The organism is Curtobacterium sp. PhB128 (assembly GCF_004340725.1).
Classification (GTDB): Bacteria; Actinomycetota; Actinomycetes; order Actinomycetales; family Microbacteriaceae; genus Curtobacterium.
On the sequence record NZ_SLUR01000013.1, the window covers coordinates 43,870 to 61,286 of the forward strand.

Consider the following 17,417-nt stretch of genomic DNA (forward strand, 5'->3'; position numbering starts at 1 on the left):
TCCGGCGACGGCCTGCTTAATCATCAACCGCACAGCTCCAGCCCTGCATCGATAACAGGCGAGATGTCAATCTTCAGTCCACTGACATCAGGGTCAGCTGCCCAAATCGGGTCGATAGCCGGGGCAGTCGTGTGGTCCTTCGCTGTCCCGTTCGCCGCGTACGTGGCGCCATCGGGTGCGTCAACAGTCAGTACTTCCAGCGCACGACCGCCCGCAACGATGTTGTCGCAGTGAGCCACCACGTACGGCACAGTCAGGGGCCACTCGTCGCCGAAGTCGGTGCTCACGAGCAAACCCGGGTCGTCCGCCACCGACGCGGGCACATCGACCGCACTCGGAGTCGGGTCACTGGCTGGCGCGTAGTCGGCGCATGAGCCACTCTGAGGCTCACCAAGGTCCAACGACGGGAAGGTAACCACGACGTACCCAGCGTTGCCGCCCGTTCCGTTCAGGCCTCCCGTTGGCCCGTACGTTCGGTCTACGCAGACCTCAGATGCACCGACGGCGCTCCCCTTTGTAGTAACCCCGTCCCAGGCTGGAACATCCGGGAGCTCCGCGAGCACGAGCTTCTCCGCTTTCGCGGTGCGTTCCCCTTCGCTCATCGCGCTCTTGGCTGACTGCTTTACCGAAGGCGAAAGCGTGACTTCGGGTGTTACTGAAGACGACGAACAGCCGGTCAGCACAGCCGCGGCGAGGCCGACGGTCACGGTGAGAATGAGAGTCTTACACACCGTAGGAGAGTATCTCTCACTCACGGCTGCGGGCTACCCCGCGAAGGCGGGTCGGCGCTACCGGAGCCGCTGGCGACCAATCGCCCGAGGCGGGTCGCCGACCTGGTTGCGGATCCCTAGCTTACGCAGCTGACGCGCGCGCTCTTGTCTTCTGACCGGGCGCCGATCGCGCTCCTCGTCAGATCCGGTGTCTTCACTCATGTCTTCACTCATGTCTTCACTCATGTCTTCACTCATGTCTTCACTCATGTCTTCACTCATGTCTTCACTCATGCTATTAAACTCCACGCTCCCGAGCGCACCGCCTTCATGCAGTCCCCACAAACGTATCCCGAGTTCTGTCAGCAGCGGCGTAAGCAACTTTGGGCGTAAAGTAATAGGCGTCCGAAATAAACCGGAGGCGATTATGGGAAAACGTGGCCAAGAGCCCCTCGACTACGCCGAAGAGCTACGCACCAGCGTGCCGCGGGAGGTCAAAGAGGCGCTCGAAGTTCTCGTGCCCGTCGGAGGAATTTCGAGAGCGCACCTCGTGCGTGTCGCGATCACCTACCTGCTGACGCACGCAGGAGTCCTCTTCCCGGAAGTAGCGGAAGCGCTGCACCCCACCGCTCCGGCCGGGCGTCCGCGAATCGACGAGGAGAAGGAACGATGACCAACATTGAGACTCGCCGCCGACCGGATCCCGGTCGCGGTGACCTGCCGGGTGTTGGGCTTCACGAAGCAGGCGTTCTATGCCTGGCGGAAGAACCCGGTGAGCCGCCGCGATTGGGAGAACGCGCACCTGACCAATGCCGCCGTCGATGCGCACCGCGACGACCCGACATTCGGGTACCGGTTCATCACCGACGACCTCCGCGCCGGCCTGCTCGTCTCGGAACGGCGCGTCTGGCGACTGTGCTCGCGGCAGCGGCTCTGGTCACTGCACGCGAAGAAACGGGGCCTGACCCGGAAGGCCGGACCACCAGTGCATGACGATCTGGTGCGGAGGGCGTTCACCGCGCCGGATCTGGACAAGCTGTGGTTGACCGACATCACCGAGCACAACACGGGCGAGGGCACGCTCTACCTCTGCGCCGTGAAGGACGCGTGCTCCCGCCCGATCGTCGGCTACTCCATCGGCTCTCGGATGCGATCCTCGCTCGCCGTCGCGGCACTGCAGATGGCAATCTCTCGCCGCGGCCCGCTCCACACCGTGGTTCATTCGGATCGCGGCAGCCAGGCCGTATTCAACCCGCATCGAACACCTCCGGTATCAGGTGTTGCGACGACCGGTTGAATACGGCCAGTTCCGGTCCAAGAAGTTCGTTCGAGCGCTGTGGGATGCCGGGCTGCTGGGGTCGATGGGCAGGTCGGGGAGCGCGCGGACGACGCGGCAATGGAGTCGTTCTTCGCGCTGCTGCAGAAGAACGTCCTCAACCGGCACCGACGGACTTCTCGTGAGCAACTGCGGCTCGCGATCGTGCACTGGAGCGAGGGCATCTACCACCGAAAACGCCGACAGCGCGGTCTCGGGAAGTTGACGCCCATCGAGTACGAAGCAATCATCAACCCACAGGCAGCACTCGCGGCCTAAACCAACGAGTCAACCGAACCAGCAGCAGTCCCTCCGGCGCATTCGACATGTTTGAGCTGTCGCGGCTGATGGGCCACGCGTCCGTCGCCATCACCGACAAGGTCTACGCTCACCTGCGGAAGAAGGACTATGCCACGCAGCGGGCTCGGTTCTCGGCGTTCGTCACGGGGCCAGCACACCGCCCGCCGACCTCAGGGAGGGCCAACCGTTGGCCAGCGCGACGAAGTAGACCTCGCTCACCAGCGCTACACGGAGCGGCTCACCGGCGTGATGACCGGGCAGATTGACGGTGAAGATGGTCCGTTGTCTCCCGCCCAGTCAGCTTCGCCGAGCGACCAGTCCGCCGTGGAAGAACTGGACTAGCGGCACTGCAAGGAACAGTGCCGCTTCGGCTTCTTCTTGCGTCGCGGCCCGATCACCGTTTCCGCCGTGCCGCTGCTGCTGGCCCGAGTGCAAGGAACGCATCATCTTCACGACGGTGTCGCTGGAGGGATTTGTCTCGTCGTCTTGCAGTGGAAGCGCCCAGTCTTTCTGGTCCCGCATCGCCGACACCATCTTGCCGAGCGTTGCGACTGAGTCCTTGGGCGAGACGCGGGGCTTCGCAGCCTCCTCGACAGCCTTGATCGCCTTGGAGTAGGCCTTCTCCGGGTCCGGATGGATACCGAATGTGGCCTGCCAGGCTGCCGACAGCAGCTCGCCCGCCGAGCCGGTCCTCCCCATCACCACGTTTGCAGCTTCGCCGACACCAGACGCCACTCGCCGCTCCACACCGGCCGCGCCGCTTCTGGTCCCAATCCGCCAAGCTGACCCGGACTGTTCCAGGATACCCTCGAGGTCATCGAGCCAGTGCGAATAGCCCAGCTCGCCCGCTCGAGCGACGACGAAGTCAGTCACGCTCCAGGTCAGGTTGTCATCCCCACGCCGTTGTAGGACGTTACTCAAGTGGTAGGCGCCGCACTCTGGAGCTAGCGGCTCCCGCATTCGCCGTCGCTCGTCGTACTCGGCCATGACTACCTTGTGCCCCTTTTCACGGGACAGAGAGTCGAACGAGCGGTCGAGCCAGGTCCAGAAGCGGGTCGCCATCCACGCCGGTACGCCCTCGTGCAAGTCCGCTACATCCAATTGTCGCGTTCCCAACGGCAGCCACTCATCCATCATGGTCAAAATCTAGCGAGCAGAACCGACACACACGGCGGCATCATCGATGCCCAAGCCCGGTCGATGCGTGCGGAAGGGGAGCTGTTCTCGCCTAGGCAGCGAGAACCTCTTCCACAACTCGAGGAAGCGAGAGCTGACGTAGAGGCTCCCGTACGAAGTCAAGAGCCCAGGCATTGTCGCGCAGTACAGCAGCAACCACGGGTGCGTGGGCTGCGTCGCGCAGGGCCAAGCGAACAGCGTCGATGAAGCGATCACGGACAAACCAACGATTGTGGCTGGCCCCGAGCACCAGGAGTCGGTTGATGACAAGACCGTGGACACGCATGTCCGCCGACGCGCGGTAAGCCGCCAGCAAGAAGACGGCGATGTTGTCCGTGAAGTCGAATCCGAAGCTGCCATCTGCGAAGCCATCGAACGCGAGCATCACCTGGTGGAACAGCTCAGCGTCACGAGTAGCGAGCTGAGCGAGCACAGACTCCGGGACCTTCGGAACTACCTGAATGAATAGCTGGAGGTCGTCGCTCTTCTCCAAGACGAGCCGCGCGAACTCATCCACCAACTCAATGTCGCCGGATGCGATTGCTTCGACCAACGAGATCGCCTGCTCCGCGGGGGACAACAGGGAGCCTGGCTCGCGGCCAAGGAGTGCCACCTCTCTCAGCATCTCTCCCACCGTCGCGAAGCGTCGTTCGGGATCAATCTGAGTCGCTTTGTTGATGATGAATCGGTACTGCCCGGGTACTCTCTCCAGGTCTTGACCCGTTATCGACATCTGCCCGGACAGCATCTCGTAGAAGATCCGTCCGAGCGCGAAGACGTCAGACCGCTGATCAGCTTCCTTCGCATTGTTGAACTGCTCCGGCGCCGAGTAGGCGAAGGTGCCCATGCCGACATTGGTCATCGTGAGCGTGGTGCTGTCGGAGTAGAGGCGGCGGCCGAGCCCGAAGTCCGAGAGGACCGGCCGCCCCTCGAGGATCAAGATGTTTTCGGGCTTCAAGTCACGGTGGATGACGCCCGCCAAGTGGGCGTGCTCGACGCCCTCCAGAATCAGCTGGAACATCCTCAACGCCTCAGGTTCCGGGATCCCGATGCCTGCTCCCGGCGCGAGTCGTCCTCGCAGCGACCCCTCCGCAAGCGGCATCGCGAAGTGGGGCTGCGCACCTCCGAGTTCGGACCCCAGGATCGGGAGCACCTGGGGGTGATCCAGCGACGCCTGACACGTAACTTCTCGCTGGAAGCGGCGACGCTCTTCGGCCTGCTGGGAGTCGTTGCCGACCAGGTTCAGGTACTTGATGGCTACTGGGTTACCAACTTCGTCGCGCCCGAGCCAAACCTCACCCTGGCCGCCGCCGTCGATACGCGTCGCGCGTGTGTACCTCGACAAAGATCCCCCTTGATGCGATTGAGGCGTCAGCACTTCCGACCGAGAACCGAGGGGTTCCGGAGGGGTTCACAAGCGCCCCGCAAAGAAAGCCCCGACAGAACTCGCGTTCTATCGGGGCTTTTCGGTCGGGCTGACAGGATTTGAACCTGCGACCCCTTGACCCCCAGTCAAGTGCGCTACCAAGCTGCGCCACAGCCCGCGAGTTCCGGAGAACTCAGGATCCCTGAGGACCCTCGCCCGCGTCCGACCGGAGCGCGAGCGACCCGTCCAGCATAGCGGACGCCAGACCCCCTCCGCGCCACGGCGAGTCGGAGCGACCAGCAACGAGAGCCACCGGAACGAGCACGCACGGTCACCCCGGCCGCACCGCCTCGCGCCGCACCACCTCGCGCCGCGCCGCCAACCACGGCAACCCGAGCCCGACGAGCAACCCACCGGCCCCGTCCGCCGCCAGGTCCCCGATCGTGTCGTCGTACCCGACGTAGATCGCCGAGTCGACGAAGTTGTGCCCGAGCCACTCCCCCATCTCCCACGCCGCCCCGATCGCGAGCCCCGCGCACAGCCCGAGGACCGCGACGACCACCCGGCGCTCCCCGTCCGGCGCCGGCACCGCGCGCAGGTCGGCGCCGATGACGTACAGCACCGCAGCGAGCAGCCCGGTGAGCACGACGTGCATGAACTTGTCCCACAGGAACACACTCGTGTACCACTCGAGCACGCTCGACCACCCGGCGAGGAGCACGAGCACGCACACCGCCAGGTCGAACGCCGGCCGCAGTCCGAGCATCCGCGGCACCACGACCCCGAGCAGCGACAGTGCCATCACCGGCAGCGCGGTCCCGCCCCATCCGATGCTCGCGACGACCAGGCTCACGAGTGTCAGGGCACGCACCACGTCGGCCACCAGGAACCTCGGGCGCAGGAACGTCGGTCCGAGCGTCCGGATCACGAGGCCCACCGCACGACTGCGTGGACGGCCGCGTGGTCGGAGGGCCACACGCCGCCCGGCCGCCGGTTCGACACGGCCACCCGGTCGACGGTCGCGTCCGGCGTCACCAGCACGCCGTCGATGCGCCGGCCACCGACACGCGGGCTCCCGTAGTGCGGGTACGTCCCGTACGGCTCGCCCGTCTGCCTGGAGGCCCGCCCCCAGCTGTCGACGACACCAGCGTCCGCCAGTGCTCGCCATGGTGCGGACCCTGCCTGGCTGTTCCAGTCGGCCATCACGACGGCGGGCAGGCCGCGTTGTCGCACGATCCGGCCGAGGAGTTCGGCGGACCGCAGCCGAGCCCACGGCGAGGCGACGTCGAGGTGGGTGGCGACGGCCAGGAACCGGACGCCGGTGGCGCGGTCGTCGACGACGGCGCCGACGGCGTGCCGGGGGAAGGACGTGGCCCACGAGCGGGATCCCGGACGGTTCGGCGTGCGGGAAAGAGCCCACGTGCGGTGCTCGACGACGTCGAGTCGGGAGCGGTCCAGGAACAGCCCGACCTGCTCCCCACCGCCGCGCGCGCCGCGTCCGACCAGGACGGGCTCCCAATCCGGCCCGAGGCCGGCCGTGAGGTCGTCTGCCTGCGTGGGGAGGGCCTCCTGGACGGCGAGGACGGTGGGCGCTTCGGACGTGACGAGCGCGGTGATGGCGTCGCGGCGACGCTCCCAGGCGTCCGGGTGCGTCGCCGGCCGCGGCACGCGGCGCCGCACGTTGAGGGTCATGCAGTGGACCTCGGGCGACCGGACGGCTCCGATGAGCGGGTGGTCGTCGGGGTGGTGGGGCATACCTCCCTTCTACGAGACGACACCCGTCGGATTCCCAGGGACCTCTCCGCGTGGCTCGTAGGGTGGCCCGATGCGTTCTCGTTCCACCCCTCGTGTTCTCGTCGCGATCGCCGTCTCCGGACTGCTGCTCGGAGCCGCCGGATGCACGTCGAGCGGACCGGACACGAGCCGCCCGACCCTCGCGAAGGCCACGGCGGGGACGGTCACGGTCGCCGACGCCTCCGACGCTGCGGCTCGGTCGGTGCGGGTGAGCTCGGCCCTGTTCGCGAGTGCTCCCGGCGCGATCGTGGCGACGGCCGGTGATGCCGACGCGATCTCCGAAGCAGCGAAGGCCGCGGCGAGCGCCCACGTCCCGGTGCTGCTGACCGCGAAGGGTGCGAAGGGCAGCGCTGCCGTCGCCGGCGAGCTCGATCGGCTCGGGGCCGATTGGTACCAGGCCGAGGGCGACGTGTCGGTCGACACGGACGTCGAACAGCGGAAGGCGCCCGAGGATGGCGACGCGCCGGAGTCGACCCGGGCCTCCCGGCAGGCCACGGTGGTGGTGGCGGACGCGAGCGCGGACGCTGCGGCCGTGGCGACCGCGAAGGCCGCCGGTGCCAAGGTGGTGACCATGCCGAAGGGCGTGACCGACCCGGCTGCCGCGCCCGACGTGGTGACGGCGCTGCACGAGCGGAAGCAGCACCAGACGGTCCTGGTCGGTGCAGCGTTCGACGCGCTGCAGGACCCGGAGTGGACGGTGCGGGCGGCCGAGGGCGGCTTCCAGCTGCGGAACGGCGGCCAGCGGCCGTTCGACGGGCACCGCTACGTGGCGCTGTACGGGGCTCCCGGGGCGCCGGCGCTCGGTGTGCTCGGCGAGCAGGGGCCGGAGGCCACCGTTCAGCGTGCCGAGCAGGTCGCGAAGCCGTACCGGGCCGAGTCCGACGAGCTGGTGACGCCTGCGATGGAGGTCATCGCGACCGTCGCCGCGGGGGACGCCGGGGCGGACGGCGACTACTCGACCGAGCTGCCCGTGTCGACGCTCGAACCCTACGTCGACGCCGCGCACGACGCCGACATGCCCGTGATCATCGACCTGCAGCCGGGCCGCTCGGACTTCCTGTCGCAGGCGAAGCAGTACGAGTCGCTGCTGAAGAAGCCCGGGGTGTGGCTCGCGCTCGACCCGGAGTGGCGGCTGACGAAGGACCAGGTGCCGCTCGAGCAGATCGGCAGCGTGTCGGCGTCCGAGGTGAACGAGGTGTCCTCGTGGCTCGCATCGCTCGTCAAGAAGGAAGGGCTGCCGCCGAAGGCGCTCGTGCTGCACCAGTTCCGGCTCTCGATGATCCAGGACCGGTCGGCGCTGACGACCCATCCGGAGCTCGACATGCTCGTGCACGTCGACGGGCAGGGGTCGCAGCCGGACAAGCAGGCGACGTGGAAGGCGCTGCACCAGGGCGCTCCGGAGGGCCTGCACTGGGGCTGGAAGAACTTCTATGACGAGGACACGCCCATGCTGACGCCGTCGCAGACCATGCAGGACGTGCACCCGACGCCGTCGTTGGTCACCTACCAGTAGCGGCTCGCCTGTCAGCGTTGTCCACAGACGGGAGGCGGTGCCTCCGTTTCGTCGGATGCTCCTGACAGCATGGGGGTATGGAAACCACCGCCCCGCCTTCTGCAGACATCGCCGCCGAGGCACAGCAGGCGCTCGCTGCGCTCACGGGGCGCCCCGACGCGGTCTTCCACCCCGGACAGCTCGAGGCGATCTCCGCCCTGGTCGAGCACCGGCAGCGCGCCCTCGTCGTGCAGCGCACCGGGTGGGGCAAGTCCGCGGTGTACTTCCTCGCGACGCTGCTGCTCCGGCGCCGTGGTGGTGGCCCGACCGTCCTGGTCTCGCCGCTGCTCGCCCTGATGCGTGACCAGGTGGCTGCGGCTGCCCGCGCGGGGGTTCGTGCGGTGTCGATCAACTCGGCGAACGCACACGAGTGGGGTGAGACCCAGGCGGCGCTCGCCCGTGACGAGGTCGACGTGCTCCTCGTCTCCCCCGAGCGCCTGAACAACCCGAAGTTCCGCGACGAGCAGATGCCGACCCTGATCGCCCGGATGGGCATGCTCGTGGTCGACGAGGCGCACTGCATCTCGGACTGGGGCCACGACTTCCGACCGGACTACCGGCGGTTGGCCGAACTCATCCGGTCCCTCCCCCACGGGGTCCCCGTCCTGGCGACCACCGCGACGGCGAACGAGCGCGTGGTCGAGGACGTCGCCGAACAGCTGACCGCCGGCCCGGCCGACCCGGTGTTCACGATCCGCGGGTCGCTCGCCCGGGCATCGCTGCGGCTCGGGGTGCTGACGCTGCCTGACGCCCGGCAGCGGCTCGGCTGGCTGCTCGCGCACCTCGGCGACCTGCCCGGCAGCGGCATCATCTACACGCTCACGGTCTCGGCTGCCGAGGACATCGCCCGCCTGCTCCGCGACAACGGGTACGCCGTCCGGGCCTACACGGGGCGCACCGACACCGACGAGCGGGAGCAGCTCGAGCAGCAGCTCAAGGGCAACGAGCTGAAGGCCCTGGTCGCCACGAGCGCGCTCGGCATGGGGTTCGACAAGCCGGATCTCGGGTTCGTCGTGCACGTGGGCGCTCCGTCGTCCCCCGTCGCCTACTACCAGCAGATCGGTCGTGCGGGTCGTGCCACCGACAACGCCGACGTGCTGCTGCTGCCCGGTCGTGAGGACCGTGAGATCTGGCAGTACTTCGCGAGCGCGTCGATGCCGACCGAGGCCCGGGCCTCCGCCGTGCTCGGCGCCCTGTCCACCGACGCCGCGATGTCGACGGTCGCGCTCGAGGGTCTGGTCGACATCAAGCGCTCCACCCTCGAACTCCTGCTCAAGGTGCTCGACGTCGACGGGGCGGTCCGACGCGTCACCGGCGGCTGGGTCTCCACCGGGCAGCCGTGGCAGTACGACGCCCCGCGCTACGAGCGGGTCGCCGCGGCACGTTCCGCCGAGGCCGCCTCGATGCTCGACTACGAGTCCACCTCGGCGTGCCGCATGCAGCTGTTGCAGCAGGACCTCGACGACCCGTCCGCGGAGCCCTGCGGTCGGTGCGACAACTGCGCCGGGGCGTGGTTCCCGACCGCGGTCTCCGACTCGGACTCGTCCGGTGCGGCTGCCGCGCTCGACAAGGTCGGCGTCGAGATCGCCCCGCGGGCCCAGTGGCCGTCGGGCATGTCGTCGCTCGGCGTCTCGGTGCGGGGCAAGATCGGCGCCGACGAGCTCGTGCAGCCCGGCCGCGCGGTGGCTCGTCTGACCGACCTCGGCTGGGGCGGGCCGCTCCGTGCACTGTTCTCGCCGTCGACGCCCGATGCTCCGATCTCCCGGGAGCTCGTCGACGGCTGTGTCCGTGCGCTCAAGGACTGGCCGTGGGAGACCCGGCCGACCGGGGTCGTGGCGATGTCCTCGCGGTCGCGGCCGCAGCTCGTGGGGTCGCTCGCCCAGGCGCTGTCCACGATCGGGCGGCTGCAGTTCCTCGGCACGCTCGACCGGAACGGCGGCACGCCCCGCGGCGACGGTGCGACGAACAGCGCCTACCGGTTGTCCGGCGTGTGGGACACCTTCGTGGTGGATTCGTCGCTCGCCGCTGCCCTGCAGTCCCACGAGGGCCCGGTGCTGCTCGTCGACGACCTGGTCGACAGCCGGTGGACGATGACCGTCGCGGGCCGCGAACTCCGGCGTGCCGGGGCCGCCGCCGTGCTGCCCTTCGCGCTGGCCACCGTCGCGTAGCGCTGCGCCGCCCGCCGCCGCACCCGCACCCGTTCCGCGACAGTTCACGAGTCGATCGACGCGTGGCCTGTCGCAAGAGTGGTGCGGCGCGGCGCGGGGGCGCTAGCGGCGGGCGGGCTTGGGGAACGTGGCGCGCATGTGGTCGGTGGTGAGCACGTCTCCGATGCCGATCATGAGCAGCGAGAAGAGGATCTGCTCGATCACCATCCAGAACGGGTACAGCCCGGGGATCGCCGCCACGATGAGCGTCACGATCGGGAAGATCCGGCTGAACAACCGCACCCGCTGGTACGCCCAGTAGTACCCGAGCTGCGCCCGCCACGCGAACACGTAGAGCGTCAGGGTGATGAGCAGCACGACCGTCGCCCGGAACCACACCGCCCACGGCACGGTCTCCCCCGCGCGCGTCAGCAGCACGGCCACGACGATGGCCGCGAGTCCGACGATCGTCTCCGCGACGAGCAGCCACCGGATCCACCGGAAGGAGCGCACGGTGTCGGGGTGCTCGAGCATGTCCTGGCGGATGACGTACCCGCCCTGGCGACCTCCGGCCAGCCGGTCGAGCCGCAGCCGGCACCACAGACGGTCGGCGAGGCCACCGAGTCCGTCGTTGCGCTGCGTCACCAGTACATCGTGCCGCATCGAGCGACCGCCGGCGTACCGCGCCGTCGCCGACCCCAACCCCGACCCCGACCCCGACCCCGAACGACGTCCTCGAGGTCGCACGACGTCGACGAGGTCGTTCCGGGTCGGCGCAGGGCTCCCCAGCCGGCTCAGTCGCTCGGCACCAGCGCCGCGCCACCCAGCACGGTGCCGGTCGCCGCATCGAGCAGGACGAGGGAGCGGACCGCGTCGGGCAGGGTCCACGGGTCGCTCAGCACGACGGTCAGCCCCTGTTCGACGCCGGCGGCCTGGAACACGTCGAAGGACTCCCCCGCCGGCGTCCACTCCGGGTCCTTCCCACCGGTGACGGTCCCACCGGACAACACGACGTCGACCGGGCCACTCGTGCCCGTCTTCAGGTGCGAGATGTCCACCGCGAGGGTGGCGTCACCCGTGTTCCCTGCGATGTGGACGTGTCCAGAGGCGGCGGCGCCGTCGATGCCGACGATGTCCCCGGAGACCGGCGGGACACGGCGCCACCACGGCTCGATCGGCGACGAATCGACGGGTTGCGCGGCCGGGGACGCCTCGGGCAGGGGGACGCCGAGGCCGTTCGAGGGTCGCAGCCCCTCCGTCGGCGACTGCGCTGGTTCGGGCGCAGCGCGTTCGGAGCGGGTGACTGCGTCGTCCCCGGACGGTGCGTGCGAGACCGCCCAGAGTGACACCGAGCCGACGACGACCACGGCGACGAGGGCACCCACCAGGGCGAGCCGACGTCGATCCGTTCCCCACCGCCCGATGCGCACGCTCCCATGATGCCGCGCCGACGCTGCGGACGCGCTCCGGGCCTCCCGGCCGAACGCGCCGGACAGCGCGACGAACGCACAACGCGCCCCGTGCAGACGGGACGCGTTGTGTGTGACGGAGCTGCGACTCAGCGCTTCCGGCGCTCGCGCACGCGCATGTTGACGTTGATCGGGGTGCCGGAGAAGCCCCAGACCTCGCGGAGTCGACGGGTGATGAACCGTCGGTACTGCGGGTCGAGGAACGCCGACGTGAAGAGCACGAAGGTCGGCGGCTGGCTCGACGCCTGGGTCCCGAACAGGATGCGGGGCTGCTTGCCGCCGCGCACGGGGTGGGGGTGCTCCTGGACGAGCTCGGCGATGAAGGCGTTGACCTTGCCCGTCGGGATGCGGGTGTCCCACGACGCGAGGGCCGTCTCGAGCGCCGGCACGAGCTTCTCGAGGTGGCGGCCGGTGCGGGCGGAGATGTTGACGCGCGGGGCCCAGGCGACGTGCGCCAGGTCCTGCTCGATCTCGCGCTCGAGGTAGCGGCGGCGTTCGTCGTCGAGCAGGTCCCACTTGTTGTAGGCCAGGACGAGCGCACGGCCCGACTCGAGCACCAGGTCGATGATGCGCAGGTCCTGCACGGAGACGGGCTCGGTGACGTCGAGGACGACGACGGCGACCTCGGCCTTCTCGAGCGCGGCGGTGGTGCGGAGCGAGGCGTAGAAGTCGGCACCCTGCTGCATGTGGACGCGCTTCCGGATGCCGGCGGTGTCGACGAAACGCCACACCTTGCCGCCGAGCTCGATCTGCTCGTCCACCGGGTCGCGGGTGGTGCCGGCGATGTCGTTCACGACGACGCGCTCTTCACCGGCGGCCTTGTTGAGCAGCGAGCTCTTGCCGACGTTCGGGCGGCCGAGGATGGCCACGCGACGGGGGCCACCGACTTCCTGCTTGGCGACGGCCGAGGTGTCGGGCAGCGTCTTGATGATCAGGTCGAGCAGGTCCGCGACGCCACGGCCGTGCAGAGCCGACACGGGGTGCGGCTCGCCGAGCCCCAGGTTCCAGAGCTCGTAGGCGTCGAGTTCACGGCGCTCGTCGTCGGCCTTGTTCGCGACGACGATGACGGGGCGGTCGGTGCCGCGGAGCATCTTGACGACGTGCTCGTCGGTGGCGGTGATCCCGACCGTGACGTCGACGACGAACAGCACGGCGTCGGCGAGGTCGATCGCGACCTCGGCCTGCGCGGCGACCGAGGCGTTGATGCCCTCGGCGCCGGGCTCCCAGCCGCCGGTGTCGACGAGCGTGAAGCGCTTGTCGTTCCAGTCGGCCTTGTAGCTGACGCGGTCACGCGTGACGCCGGGGACGTCCTGGACGACGGCCTCACGACGACCGAGGATGCGGTTGACGAGCGCGGACTTGCCGACGTTCGGGCGGCCGACGATCGCGAGCACCGGGTAGGCGGGCAGGTAGTGGACGCCGTCCTCGCCGACCTGACCGGCCTCGAGCAGGGCGAGGTCTTCGTCCTCGAGGTCGTACTCCTCGAGTCCGGCGCGGAGCGCGGTCGCGCGCTGCTCGGCCTCGGCCTCGTCGAGTCCGGCGAGCCGCTCGCCGAGGGCGTCGTCGTACTGGGGGAAGTCGTCGTTGTCCGGGTTGTCCAACTGAGCCATGGTGGGTTCCTCGCGAGCGGCCGGAGCCGCGGTGTCGGTGGCCGTTCCCGGCCGGGCCGGAGATCCGGCCGTGGTGTGACCAGGCGGCCGAGGCCGTCCGGTCGTGCGTCAGTGCGTGGCCGCGCGGGCCAGGTCGACGACCGCCTGCACGGTCTGGTCGAAGTCGAGGTCGGTGGAGTCGAGCGTCGTGACGCCGTCTGCGGCGTTCATGAAGTCGACGACCTTCGCGTCCGCCGCGTCTCGACGAGCGAGTGCGGCGGAGGTCTCTGCGGCCGACTGGGTCGTGACCTCCGCCGAGCGCCGGGCCATTCTAACGGACTCGTCGGCCGTCAGCAGGATCCGGACCTCGGCGTCGGGTGCGACCACCGTGGTGATGTCCCGACCCTCGGTGATGATGCCCGGTGCGTCGGTCTTCCGCATGACGTTCCGGAACAGCTGCACGAGGCGGTGTCGGACGTCGGGGAGCTTCGCGATGTGGGCCACCGCGCTCGTCACGTCCGGGGTGCGGATCGCGTCGGTGACGTCGGTCTCCCCCACGCGCACGTAGTAGTCGTCGGGGTCGGTGCCGATGGCGTAGTCGAAGGTGTCCCAGCTCGCCAGGATCGCCGCCCCGTCGTCGAGGTCGACCCGCTGCTGCAAGGCGTGCCAGGCGAGCGCACGGTAGGCGGCGCCGGTGTCCTGGTAGCCGTAGCCGAGGGCACGGGCGGCGGCGCGGGACACGCTCGACTTGCCGCTGCCCGCGGGACCGTCGACCGCGATGACGATCTTGGCCACGTAGGCGCCGTCGGTCAGGCCGGCCGGCACCGGTGCGCTGGTCGAACCGGGCTCGCCGCCGGGCTCGCCGAGGCCGCCGGCCGGACCGCCGAGCGGGCCGCCGTCCGCGCCACCGCGGGCGCCGTCACCGGGGGTCGGGGTCGGCAGACCGGAGTCCGGACCGTCCGGCCCGCCGGTCACGCCGGAGTCGGCGGTCACACCGGAGTCGTTCGTCGCTGCGTTCGTGTCGTTCAGGCCCATGCTGCTGCGATCCTCCATCCGCGACCCTCGAGTTCCTCGACGAGTCGCTGTTCCTGCTCGGGCAGGACCGACACCTCGACGATGCCGATCTGCGCGCCCGGTGAGTGCTCGAGGCGCATGTCCTCGAGGTTGATGCCGATCTCCCCGATGAACGTCAGGAGCGCGGCGATCTGCCCGGGGGTGTCGTCGACGAGGACGACCACCTGGGCGAAGCGCTTGGTGGTGCCGTGCTTGCCGGGCAGCCGTTCGACCCCACGGTTGCCGGCGGCGATCGTCTCGGCCAGGGTCCGCGGAGCTCCGGCGGCGGCGGGGTCGTCGAGCGCCCCGATCACGTCGCTCAGCTCGTCGCGCAGGTCGGACAGCACCCGCCGCACGTTGGCCGCGTTCGCGCCGATGATCTGCACCCACAGGCCGGGGTCGCTCGCGGCGACACGGGTGACGTCGCGGACGCCACCGCCCGCCAGACCGAGGGAGCCGTCCGGGGCGTCACGAAGCCGCGAGGCCATCAACGTCGACACGAGCTGCGGCACGTGCGAGACGTAGGCCACGGCCAAGTCGTGCGACGCCGGGTCCATCGGCACGACGGTCGCGCCGACGTCGAGCGCCAGGTCCTCGACCACGGCGGCGCGCTGGTAGCTGATCGCGTCGTGTCCGGCGATCACCCAGGGGCTGCCGACGAACAGGTCGGCGCGGGCGGCGCTCGGTCCGCTGCGTTCACGTCCGGCCATCGGGTGCGACCCGATGTAGCGGGTGACGTCGGCGCCGGCTGCCACGAGCTCGGCCAACGGTCCGGCCTTGACGCTCGCGACGTCGGTCACGATGGCGTCCGGGTACGCGGACAGTTCGCGGGCGACGACGGTCGCCACGACGTCCGGCGGGACCGCCACCACCACGAGTTCCGGCTGGTCGCCGGGTTCGGGCCGGCGGCCGGCCCCGTAGTCGACGGCGAGCGCCAACGCGCCGGGTGAGACGTCGTCGAGGACGACGTCGACCCCCTTCTCGCGCAGCGCCAGACCGATCGAGGTGCCGAGGAGCCCGGTGCCGACGACCCGCACCGGGCCGCGCACGCGGCGGTCGATGTCGGGTGGGCTCAGGTCGGTCACCGGGCAAGCCTACCGACCGACACCCGGGCGTCGGTCGACGCCCGGGTGCCGGTCACGGCCCGAGGGGCCGGTCGCGGTCAGTCCGCGGTCTCGTCGTCCCACTCGTCGTCGTCGCCCTGGTCGAGGGCGACGTCGCGGTCGTCACGAGCGGAGGGCTTCGCGTCGCGGACGGTGCCGAGCAGCTTCCCGACCTCGACCGTGCCCAGCTCGCGCATCTTGCCCGGCGGCAGGCTGCCGAGGTGCAGCGGACCGAACGAGCGGCGGACGAGTTCGAGGACGGGGTGGTCGACGGCCTCGAGCATGCGACGGACGATCCGGTTGCGGCCGGAGTGCAGCGTGATCTCGACGAGCGACTCACCCCGCGAGGACTCGAGCAACCGCACCTTGTCGGCCTTGATCGGACCGTCCTCGAGCTCGACGCCCTCGGTCAGACGCTGGACCACGGCGGGGTTCACGTTGCCGTGCACCTTCGCGATGTAGGTCTTCTGCACGCCGAACGACGGGTGCGCCAGCACGTGTGCCAGGTCGCCGTCGTTCGTCAGGACGAGCAGCCCGGAGGTCTCGGTGTCCAGGCGGCCGACGTTGAACAGGCGCTCCTCGTAGCGGTCCACGAACTCGGTCAGGTCGCGGCGACCGCGCTCGTCCTGCAGGCTCGAGACGACGCCGGTCGGCTTGTTCAGCACGATGTACCGCCGCGAGGAGTCGATCTGCACCGGCACGCCGTCGACCGAGATCGCGTCCGTCGCGGGGTCGACACGACGCCCGAGGGCGTCCACCACCTGGCCGTTGACCGTCACGCGGCCCTCGACGATCAGGTTCTCCGCGACGCGGCGAGATGCCACGCCCGCAGCGGCAATCACCTTCTGCAGGCGCTCCCCCTCTGCCTGGAGGCCCGGCTCGGCCCCGGCAGACGTCGTCCCGTCCGCCGCGTCCCAGTCTTCGATGATCGGGCGTTCGGGCGTGCCCTCCACCGGAGCACCGTGGCTGTCGCGCTCACCGCTCGGCTTCGGCGTGGTGCGGTTGCCCGCGCTGTTGCCGCCCTTGCCGGGGCGGTCGCTGTTGCGGACGCTCGTGGTTCCGCCGACGTAGCGGCGGCCGTTGTGCCAGACGCGGCTCTGCTGGCCGTCGGGGCCGCGGCGGTCCTCGCGGCTGTCGCGGTTGTCGCGAGGTGCCGAGCTGCGGTCGTCGCGTCCGCGGTACCCACCACGGTCGTCGCGCGGCGCGGCGCTGCGGTCGTCGCGGCCGCGGTATCCACCACGGTCGTCACGGTTGTCGCGGGGTGCCGAGCTGCGGTCGTCGCGGCCGCGGTACCCACCACGGTCATCACGGTTGTCGCGGGGTGCCGAGCTGCGGTCGTCGCGGCCGCGGTAGCCACCACGGTCGTCACGGTTGTCGCGAGGTGCCGAGCTGCGGTCGTCGCGACCCCGGTAGCCACCACGGTCGTCACGCGGGGCCGAGCTGCGGTCATCGCGACCCCGGTAGCCACCGCGATCGTCACGCGGCGCGGAGTTCCCGCGGTAGCCACCGCGATCATCGCGCGGAGCCGAGCTGCGGTCATCGCGCCCGCGGTAGCCACCACGGTCATCGCGCGGCGCGGAGTTCCCGCGGTAGCCACCACGGTCGCCGCCGCCGGCACGGTCGTCACGGCCTCGGTACCCACCGCGGTCGTCACGCGGAGCCGAGTTGCCCCGGTACCCGCCACGGTCGTCGCGCGGAGCCGAGCTGCGGTCGTCACGGCCGCGGTACCCACCACGGTCATCGCGCGGCGCGGAACTACGGTCATCGCGACCCCGGTACCCACCACGGTCGCCACCGCGGTCGTCGCGCGACTGGTAGCCGCCACGACGGTCGTCGTCACGCG

The 17,417-nt window shown here is 69.8% G+C and carries 16 protein-coding genes and 1 tRNA gene; 4 read left to right on the forward strand and 13 right to left on the reverse strand.

Going from position 1 to position 17,417, the window contains the following annotated elements; genetic code table 11:
* Positions 1 to 23: 23 nt before the first annotated feature.
* Both EDF23_RS17790 and EDF23_RS17795 read right to left on the reverse strand, forming a co-directional pair.
* A complete protein-coding gene (locus tag EDF23_RS17790) occupies positions 24 to 755 on the reverse strand; it encodes a DUF2511 domain-containing protein (RefSeq protein ID WP_243648977.1) in 732 nt (243 codons plus the stop codon).
* Between the two features lie 33 nt (positions 756 to 788).
* Positions 789 to 992, reverse strand: coding sequence for a hypothetical protein (locus EDF23_RS17795; protein ID WP_131922637.1), 204 nt, complete (start codon positions 990 to 992; stop codon positions 789 to 791).
* Between the two features lie 397 nt (positions 993 to 1,389).
* Between EDF23_RS17795 and EDF23_RS17800 the strand changes: the two genes are divergently transcribed.
* Together EDF23_RS17800 and EDF23_RS19765 are read left to right on the forward strand one after the other, a co-directional pair.
* A complete protein-coding gene (locus tag EDF23_RS17800) occupies positions 1,390 to 2,007 on the forward strand; it encodes an IS3 family transposase (RefSeq protein ID WP_131922638.1) in 618 nt (205 codons plus the stop codon).
* A 39-nt stretch (positions 2,008 to 2,046) separates the two neighbouring features.
* The gene (locus EDF23_RS19765; protein ID WP_279388216.1) at positions 2,047 to 2,304 is read left to right on the forward strand and encodes an integrase core domain-containing protein; all 258 of its coding nucleotides are present in this window, start codon (positions 2,047 to 2,049) and stop codon (positions 2,302 to 2,304) included.
* A gap of 318 nt (positions 2,305 to 2,622) precedes the next feature.
* On the opposite strand, the gene EDF23_RS17810 is transcribed toward EDF23_RS19765, so the two are convergent.
* The 5 genes from EDF23_RS17810 to EDF23_RS17830 all read right to left on the reverse strand — a co-directional run bounded on the left by EDF23_RS17810 (position 2,623) and on the right by EDF23_RS17830 (position 6,622).
* Entirely contained in the window at positions 2,623 to 3,462 is an 840-nt protein-coding gene (locus tag EDF23_RS17810; protein ID WP_131922640.1) for a hypothetical protein, read from the reverse strand.
* Positions 3,463 to 3,553: 91 nt separating this feature from the next.
* A complete protein-coding gene (locus EDF23_RS17815) occupies positions 3,554 to 4,846 on the reverse strand; it encodes a serine/threonine-protein kinase (protein ID WP_165901191.1) in 1,293 nt (430 codons plus the stop codon).
* 125 nt (positions 4,847 to 4,971) lie between these two features.
* Positions 4,972 to 5,045: transfer RNA gene (locus tag EDF23_RS17820), tRNA-Pro, on the reverse strand.
* Positions 5,046 to 5,198: 153 nt separating this feature from the next.
* Complete coding sequence (locus tag EDF23_RS17825; RefSeq protein WP_131922642.1) at positions 5,199 to 5,795, reverse strand: hypothetical protein; 597 nt, start codon at positions 5,793 to 5,795, stop codon at positions 5,199 to 5,201.
* Entirely contained in the window at positions 5,792 to 6,622 is an 831-nt protein-coding gene (locus tag EDF23_RS17830) for an endonuclease/exonuclease/phosphatase family protein (protein WP_131922643.1), read from the reverse strand. Before EDF23_RS17830 ends, EDF23_RS17825 begins: the two co-directional genes overlap by 4 nt.
* A 70-nt stretch (positions 6,623 to 6,692) precedes the next feature.
* Between EDF23_RS17830 and EDF23_RS17835 the strand changes: the two genes are divergently transcribed.
* Together EDF23_RS17835 and EDF23_RS17840 are read left to right on the forward strand one after the other, a co-directional pair.
* The gene (locus EDF23_RS17835; protein WP_131922644.1) at positions 6,693 to 8,174 is read left to right on the forward strand and encodes a hypothetical protein; all 1,482 of its coding nucleotides are present in this window, start codon (positions 6,693 to 6,695) and stop codon (positions 8,172 to 8,174) included.
* A 77-nt stretch (positions 8,175 to 8,251) separates the two neighbouring features.
* Positions 8,252 to 10,381: a RecQ family ATP-dependent DNA helicase gene (locus EDF23_RS17840; protein ID WP_165901192.1), complete on the forward strand. Its 2,130-nt coding sequence runs from the start codon at positions 8,252 to 8,254 to the stop codon at positions 10,379 to 10,381.
* Positions 10,382 to 10,483: 102 nt separating this feature from the next.
* Here the strand turns inward: EDF23_RS17840 and EDF23_RS17845 are convergent, their stop codons facing one another.
* The 6 genes from EDF23_RS17845 to EDF23_RS19675 form a co-directional block, all read right to left on the reverse strand.
* Positions 10,484 to 11,005, reverse strand: coding sequence for a hypothetical protein (locus tag EDF23_RS17845; protein ID WP_131878655.1), 522 nt, complete (start codon positions 11,003 to 11,005; stop codon positions 10,484 to 10,486).
* Positions 11,006 to 11,154: 149 nt separating this feature from the next.
* Complete coding sequence (locus tag EDF23_RS19380) at positions 11,155 to 11,790, reverse strand: hypothetical protein (RefSeq protein WP_165901193.1); 636 nt, start codon at positions 11,788 to 11,790, stop codon at positions 11,155 to 11,157.
* 128 nt (positions 11,791 to 11,918) lie between these two features.
* Positions 11,919 to 13,439, reverse strand: a complete 1,521-nt coding sequence (gene der / locus EDF23_RS17855) for a ribosome biogenesis GTPase Der (RefSeq protein ID WP_111084613.1) — start codon at positions 13,437 to 13,439, stop codon at positions 11,919 to 11,921.
* A 108-nt stretch (positions 13,440 to 13,547) separates the two neighbouring features.
* Positions 13,548 to 14,213 carry a (d)CMP kinase gene (cmk, locus tag EDF23_RS17860; RefSeq protein ID WP_131922676.1) on the reverse strand — a complete coding sequence of 222 codons (666 nt, stop codon included), beginning with the start codon at positions 14,211 to 14,213 and terminating at the stop codon, positions 13,548 to 13,550.
* A gap of 230 nt (positions 14,214 to 14,443) precedes the next feature.
* A complete protein-coding gene (locus EDF23_RS17865) occupies positions 14,444 to 15,556 on the reverse strand; it encodes a prephenate dehydrogenase (RefSeq protein WP_131922645.1) in 1,113 nt (370 codons plus the stop codon).
* 77 nt (positions 15,557 to 15,633) lie between these two features.
* On the reverse strand, positions 15,634 to 16,425 hold the full coding sequence (locus EDF23_RS19675; protein WP_240347709.1) for a pseudouridine synthase: 792 nt from the start codon (positions 16,423 to 16,425) through the stop codon (positions 15,634 to 15,636).
* Positions 16,426 to 17,417 lie beyond the last annotated feature (992 nt).

Bases quoted from the DNA above. Each gene is read 5' to 3' on its own strand.
- EDF23_RS17795 (WP_131922637.1), bottom strand. From the start codon at position 992: ATGAGTGAAGACATGAGTGAAGACATGAGTGAAGACATGAGTGAAGAC.
- EDF23_RS17810 (WP_131922640.1), bottom strand. From the start codon at position 3,462: ATGATGGATGAGTGGCTGCCGTTGGGAACGCGACAATTGGATGTAGCG.
- EDF23_RS17830 (WP_131922643.1), bottom strand. From the start codon at position 6,622: ATGCCCCACCACCCCGACGACCACCCGCTCATCGGAGCCGTCCGGTCG.
- EDF23_RS17835 (WP_131922644.1), top strand. From the start codon at position 6,693: ATGCGTTCTCGTTCCACCCCTCGTGTTCTCGTCGCGATCGCCGTCTCC.
- EDF23_RS17840 (WP_165901192.1), top strand. From the start codon at position 8,252: ATGGAAACCACCGCCCCGCCTTCTGCAGACATCGCCGCCGAGGCACAG.
- der (WP_111084613.1), bottom strand. From the start codon at position 13,439: ATGGCTCAGTTGGACAACCCGGACAACGACGACTTCCCCCAGTACGAC.